This window comes from Bradyrhizobium sp. CCBAU 65884, from assembly GCF_028128835.1.
Lineage (GTDB): Bacteria > Pseudomonadota > Alphaproteobacteria > Rhizobiales > Xanthobacteraceae > Bradyrhizobium > Bradyrhizobium ottawaense.
In genome coordinates this window covers 66,071-72,493 of the sequence record NZ_LBJU01000097.1, presented here as the reverse complement: position 1 = coordinate 72,493, position 6,423 = coordinate 66,071, and the positions used below count along the sequence as shown (strand labels likewise).

Here is a 6,423-nt window from a genome sequence, read left to right as displayed (position 1 = left end):
GGCTGCTTCGGTTTTCCGTCAGGGCCCGTGTCTTGAGGCTGCGCCTGCGCGACCACGAGCGGCGGCGCACTTTGCGCTTGCGATGCGGAGCTTGCGAATTGCATCGCGGTCAGAGCCGTCGTCGCGAGCAGCACGAAACGAAGATTGGTCATGGTGGTGAACTTCCCCGGAAGGTTCTTTGACGAAGTGTTGGGATGAACAGCTACGCGTTAGGCCGGATTGTGGCGGGCGATGCGGTCGCGGCCCGATTTATTTCTGCACGGAAATCACGTCACTCCAGCGACGTTCATTGCGCATTCAGACGCTGGTTGCAATTGCCCCACATGTGATCGGCCACTTCATGCGCGATCCCGCGGAGGAATTGCGTCCGTCGCAGGATTCGGCGTCAGCGGTCCGTTCGGCCCGCGCGATGGAATCTCTTCAGGCATGCGGCCCGGCAATTCGTCGGGCCGCGGCGGCGAGCCGGGTTCGCGCACCGGCGGCGTGATTTCGGGCTGCGGACTGCCCGGCGGAATGCCGGGTGGCGGTTCGGCTGGAGTCCCCGGTGTTGCCGGCGGAATCTCGGGCGGTTCGATCGGCATCGGCATCATCGGGATCAGTTGTCCGGGGAAGGACAACGATGATGCCGCGCCGATGTTCCCTCATCGCGTCGCGCTGGGTCTGCCTTATTCCGGCGCGTGGCAGACGGCCTCGATGTTGTGGCCGTCAGGGTCGAGCACGAAGGCGCCGTAGTAGTTCGCATGGTAATGCGGGCGGATGCCGGGCGGGCCGTTGTCGCGGCCGCCGGCCGCGATGGCCGCCTTGTAGAACGCGTCGACGGTGGCGCGGTCCCTGGCCGCGATCGCGACATGCACCGGCTTGTTCATCGCGCCTTCGCCGCCGATCCAGAAATCCGGCTTGCCGTTGGCGCCGAAGCCGGCGGCGGCAGCGTGACCGGTCTGCTCCGCCGTGACCTCCATGATCAGGCCGTAGCCGAGCGGAGCCAGCGCCTTGGCGTAGAACGCCTTGGCGCGCTCATAGTCGGAAACGGAGAAACCCAGATGGTCGATCATCGTAACCTCCTTCGTCCTTGTCAGCGTGAGAGGAACGTATTGCTTCGTGTCTTGCGCATGATCGCGAATCCACGCGCGACCATGTCGGCAATACAATCCTGCTGCCATTCGTTTTGTGACAGATGCTCGATGACGACCGCGCGCGGCCATAGCGAGGGCGGCGCATCGCGGAAGAAGCCGATCAGCACGCGGTCCTCAAAACCCTCGACGTCGATCTTCAGCGAATCGACTTGGCGGACGCCGGCCTCGTCGAGAATGCGTGTCAGCCGCAGCGACGGCACCTTGATGGCCTCGGCGCTCGCCGTGCCGGTGACGACGTGCGTGGCGCCAAGGTTACCGCCGCCACTCTCGATCATCAGCTCGCCGTCTTCATCGCCCGCCGCGGCCTGCACCAGGCGCACCTGCGGCGTCTCCGATGCGGCGTGGTTGAACGAGAGCCGCGCGAACGTCATGGGATGCGGCTCGATCGCAACCACCTTGCCCCCGCTGCCGACCTGCCGCGCCATCACCAGCGCAAACGTGCCGACATTGGCGCCGACGTCGACGAACACGCCGCCCGCGGGAGTGTGCTGGCGCAGAAAGTCGAGCTCGTCGAGATTATAATCGGGATTGAACAGCGCGCCGCGCTCGGTCGCGCTGCCCTGGTGATAGAAGCGAAACGATGCGCCCTGATATCGCACGTCGACAGGGCCGCCGCGCAGCAGGTTGACCAGCCGCGACATCCAGGGTCGGAAAGCGCCGCGCTTCAGCCCCGACTGCTGTGCGAGGCGAATGATCGCAGCCTGCGCCGCATTGGGCGCAAACGCGCCGAACGGCGCGGACGAAGGGGCGTTGTCGGTCGTCAAGCAGGCGGTCCTCGTTGCAAGCGGCGCATGCATAGCCGGTTTTGATGCGGACTCCAACGCTCGATGCGAGCCACAATCTCGCTGTCGTCCCCGCGAACGCGGGGACCCATAACCCCAGGGAGGAGTCTGACGCGAGATGCCCACTCCGAGTCGTCGCCAAACTCCTCCCTGTGGGTATGGGTCCCGGATCTGCACGCAGCTCTAGGCAACGCTTCGCGTTACCTAGAGCTGCGCTTGTCCGGGACGACGGAGAGAGTGCGTTACACCGCTTTCCTCACGCCGCCTTCTTCGGGGCTTTGCGCTGCCGCAGAAATCGCCCGAGCAGCCTGCGCTTGCCCTTGCGCGGGATCAGCTCGATGTCACTGACGAGCTTGGCGCCGCCCTTGCGGCGCTCCAGCACGATCTTGCGGCTGTGGAAGGCTTCCAGCTCGGCACGATGCGCGACGCTGACGATGGTCGCCTTCGGCAGCGCGTCGGTGACCATCTTCATCATCTTGTCCTGGCTCTTCTCGTCGAGCGCCGAGGTCGCCTCATCCAGCACGACGATATCGGGGTTGTGCAGCAACAGCCGCGCGAAGGCGAGGCGCTGCTTCTCGCCGCCTGACAGCGTCTGGTCCCACGGGCCCTCTTCCTCGATCTTCTCCTTGAGATGCTCGAGGCCGACCTTGTGCAGGGCTTCGCCGATCTCCTCCACGGTCCAGTGGTCGGCGGCGCCCGGATAGGCAACCGCGCGGCGCAAGGATCCGGAAGGCACGTAGGGCCGCTGCGGCAGCATGAACAGGCGCCGGTCGGCATGGAAATTGACGCTGCCGCCGCCCCAGGGCCAGAGGCCTGCGATCGCGCGCACCAGCGTGCTCTTGCCGGTGCCGGATTCGCCGGCGACCAGCAGCCGTTCGCCGGGCTCGATCACCACCTCGGTCTCGCCGACCACGGCCGTGCCGTCGTCGAGCGTGACCGAGAGGTCGTTCAGCTCCAGCATGGCGTCGTTGCGCGTCTCGCCGCGCTTGATGCGGCCGAGGCCATCGCCTTGCTCGGCGCGTTCGAGGCCGTCGAGCGACATCATCAACGAGGCGATGCGGCGCGCGCAGGCATTCCAGTCGGCGAGCCGCGGATAATTGTCGACCAGCCAGCCGAACGCGCTCTGCACGATGGTGAAGGCGGAGGCTGCCTGCATCACCTGTCCCAGCGTCATGCTGCCGTCGAGGAATTTTGGCGCGCAAAGCAAAAGCGGCACGACGGGCGCAACCAGGCTCGATCCCTGCGACACCAGCGTGGTGCGCATGTGTTGGCCGGCGAGCCGCGCCCATTGCCTGAGCACGCTCGTGAAATTGCGGTCGATGCCGTCGCGCTCTTCCTCCTCGCCGCCGAGCAGCGCGATGCTCTCGCCGTGCTCGCGCACGCGCGTCAGCGTATAGCGGAAATCGGCCTCGGCCTGGTTCTTGTCCTCGGAGACCTGGACGAACTGACGGCCGATCACCAGGATCGAGCCGGACGCGATCGCGGCATAGAGCATCGCGGCGATCACGAGGAAGCCGGGAATGGTGATGCTCGTGCCGCCGAGCGTGACGGTGAGCGCGCCGCCGATGGTCCAGAGCACGATGATGAAGGTCGCGGCCGAGAGTAGTGCCGAGGTGACGCCCGCGAGGAAATCGACCGGCGAATCGGTCGCGATGCGCAGATCCTCCGCGATCCGGTATTCCGGATTCTCGTGGTCGCCGCGGACGAGGTTGAGCTGGTAATAGCGCCCGTTCTTGAGCCACCGCGTCAGCACGCTCGCAGTCAACCAGGCCCGCCAGCGCCGCTGGATGCCCATGCGCGTGAACACCTGGATGACGCCGAGAACGATGCTGCCGATCGCAAGCGGGAAGAACAACGCGGTGAGATGGAAGACGGCGGTCGCATCGCGTTTCTCGATCGCGTCGAAGATCGCCCGGTTCCAGACATTGATGCCGTACTGGAAGCCGACGGTCAGGACGATCAGCGCACCGAGGCCGAGCGAGAACGGCCAGGCGAGGCGATCGCCGTTGCGTCCCCAGAAGCCGCGCGCGCTGATCCAGAACCGCGTCAGCAGATAATCCTTGCGGGCCTGCTCGGCTTCCTCGGGCGTTAGCTCCGGGTCAGGCTCGAGCAATTCCGGCGGTGGCGCGGCGACCTCGTCGCCATTCTCGCCCTTGATCCCGACGATGGGCGGTTTGGGGCCCTGTTCGCGCTTGGCGGCCGGCTTTTGCATGAGCGGACAACGCGAAGGAAATCAATCGGTTCCCTCAAGTTCCGCACGGCAACCTCACTCGGCCGCGCCGTCCCGGACGCGCCGGATCCGGGCCGCCCGGTGGAGAACGCGCGACAATTCCTCGATGGAATAGGGCTTTTGCACGAGCTCGAAACCGGTCACGCCCTCTTGCGACAGGGCCTGGCTGTAGCCCGTGGTCAGCACGACCGGCACGTCGATGCCGCGGTCGCGGATCGCCTGCGCCAGATCGAGCCCGGTCATCCCTGGCATCACCACGTCCGTGAACACGACATCGAAACGATCCGCGTCCATGACGAGCTCGGCGAGCGCATCGGTTGCGTTGTCGACCAAGGTGATGCTGTAGCCGAGCTCGGTGAGGCCGTCGGCGGCGAAATTGGCCAGCTCGATATTGTCCTCGACCAGCAGCACCGACATGCCGCTGCCGGCTACCGCCGGCGCCGTGTTCGGCGCCTGCCGCTGCGGCAGCAGATCCGGCGGCACGCGCGGCAGGTAGAGCGCAAAGGTGCTGCCGTGCCCGACCTCGCTCGTAACCGTTACCTCGCCGCCGGATTGCCGGGCGAAGCCGAACACCTGGGACAGGCCGAGGCCGGTGCCGTGGCCGACCTGCTTGGTGGTGAAGAACGGCTCGAAGATGCGCTCGAGTCGGGCGGCAGGAATGCCGATGCCGGTGTCGCTGACGGTCACGCTGATGAAGCCGCGGTTTCCCAAGTTCTGGTTTCCCAAGCTTTGGCTTACCAAGTTCTGGCTGCCTGGGGCGTGGGCCAGCGTGTCCGGAACGGTCGTCGCGGCCTCGACGGTGAAAACGATCCTGCCCTTGCCCTGCATGGCATCGCGCGCGTTGGTCGCCATGTTGATCAGCGCCGTCTCGAACTGGCCGGCATCGGCATGGACGAGGCAGGGCTCGGTGGGCAGGCGCATGGTGATCTCGATGGCCGGCCCCAGCAGTGGCGCCAGCATGTCGTGCAGCGCCTGCATCCGCTCGCCGACGTCGAACACCTCCGGCTTCAGGGTCTGACGCCGCGCAAAGGCGAGCAACTGCGAGGTCAGCTTGGCCGCGCGCGCCACCGCGTCCGCAATGGCCGTGATGTAGCGCTGCCGCCGCTCCTCCGTCAGTTGCGGCCGGTTCAACAGGTCGACCGAGGCGCGGATCACCGTCAGCAGATTGTTGAAATCATGCGCGACGCCGCCGGTAAGCTGTCCGAGCGCCTCCAGGCGCTGGCTGTGCTTGAGTGCCTCCTCGGCCTCACGCCGCTTGGCGGCTTCGGCCTGAAGGTGCTGCGTGCGCCGCAACGCCAGCGCCAACAGCAGAAACAGGAGTGCGGTGGCGGGAATGCCGAACACCAGATGCTGGCCCATTGTGGCGAGCCAGCGCGCGCGGATCGCCGAGGTCTCGAGCCCGGCGCTGACATAGATCGGATATTCGGCGACGCGCCGGTAGCCAATGCGGCGCTCGATCCCGTCCGACGGCCAGGCGACCGTGATGAGGCCGTGCTCAGGGTGGGCCGCGATTTCCCGGCCGACCGGTCCGGTCGGATCCAGCCGAAGGTCGCGGTCGAGCCGCGGGAAATGCGCCAACAGCACGCCGTCCGTGCGTCCCATCGTGAAGAAGCTGCCGGCATCGGAACCGATCCGCGCATAAAAACTCTCGAAATATTCGGGCAGGACGGAGGCCTGGATCACGCCGATGAAGCTGCCGTCGTCGGGGTCGCGGCGGCGGCTCACCCCGAAGAAGCGCGCGCCCTGATAGGGCGGACGGGGCGTCAGGGCCGTGCCGATGAAGCTGCCGATGGTCTGGTCGACGTGAGCGTAGAAATAGTCGCGGTCTGCAAAGCGGAGCTCCGGCGGCGGCGAGGCGAGGCTGTTGACCAGCGCTTTGCCGTCCGCGTCGAAGATCCAGGCCGATTTGAGTTGCGGCAGCGAATCGGTCAGCCGCCTCAGGCGGCGGTGTAGCGCCGGCTCGCGCGCGCGGATGACGTCGTCGGGAAGGCCGCGCACGACCTCGTTGAGCTCGGCCAGGCTGCGATCGATGGTCTCGAACACCTTGAGCGCGTGCTCATGCACGACATCGAGCGTGCGCTCGATCTCCCGGTCGGCAATGTCCCTGGTCGAGGTGTAGGAGATCGCGGAGGTGATGACGAACAGCGCAACCGGCAGCGCCAGGGATGCCGCCATCATCCACTGCAACAGCCTTAGCGAATTGCGTTGCGCCCTCTGCACAGTCGCTCCGTCCCTGACGGGAGCTTAACTGAATCTCGCGCGGGGAAGGAAGCAACTT

5 protein-coding genes are annotated in these 6,423 nt (G+C 66.3%); all 5 read right to left on the bottom strand.

Translation table 11 applies throughout. The annotated features are described in order from the left end of the window. Positions 1 to 338: 338 nt before the first annotated feature. Positions 339 to 581, bottom strand: coding sequence for a hypothetical protein (locus XI03_RS08895; RefSeq protein WP_271591898.1), 243 nt, complete (start codon positions 579 to 581; stop codon positions 339 to 341). Positions 582 to 665: 84 nt separating this feature from the next. Then, a complete protein-coding gene (locus XI03_RS08890; RefSeq protein ID WP_018318935.1) occupies positions 666 to 1,052 on the bottom strand; it encodes a VOC family protein in 387 nt (128 codons plus the stop codon). Between the two features lie 20 nt (positions 1,053 to 1,072). Next, a complete protein-coding gene (locus XI03_RS08885) occupies positions 1,073 to 1,897 on the bottom strand; it encodes an FkbM family methyltransferase (RefSeq protein ID WP_271591897.1) in 825 nt (274 codons plus the stop codon). A 274-nt stretch (positions 1,898 to 2,171) separates the two neighbouring features. Continuing rightward, positions 2,172 to 4,127, bottom strand: coding sequence for an ABC transporter ATP-binding protein/permease (locus XI03_RS08880; protein WP_271591896.1), 1,956 nt, complete (start codon positions 4,125 to 4,127; stop codon positions 2,172 to 2,174). A gap of 54 nt (positions 4,128 to 4,181) precedes the next feature. After that, positions 4,182 to 6,365, bottom strand: coding sequence for a hybrid sensor histidine kinase/response regulator (locus tag XI03_RS08875; RefSeq protein WP_271591895.1), 2,184 nt, complete (start codon positions 6,363 to 6,365; stop codon positions 4,182 to 4,184). Between the last annotated feature and the right edge of the window lie 58 nt (positions 6,366 to 6,423).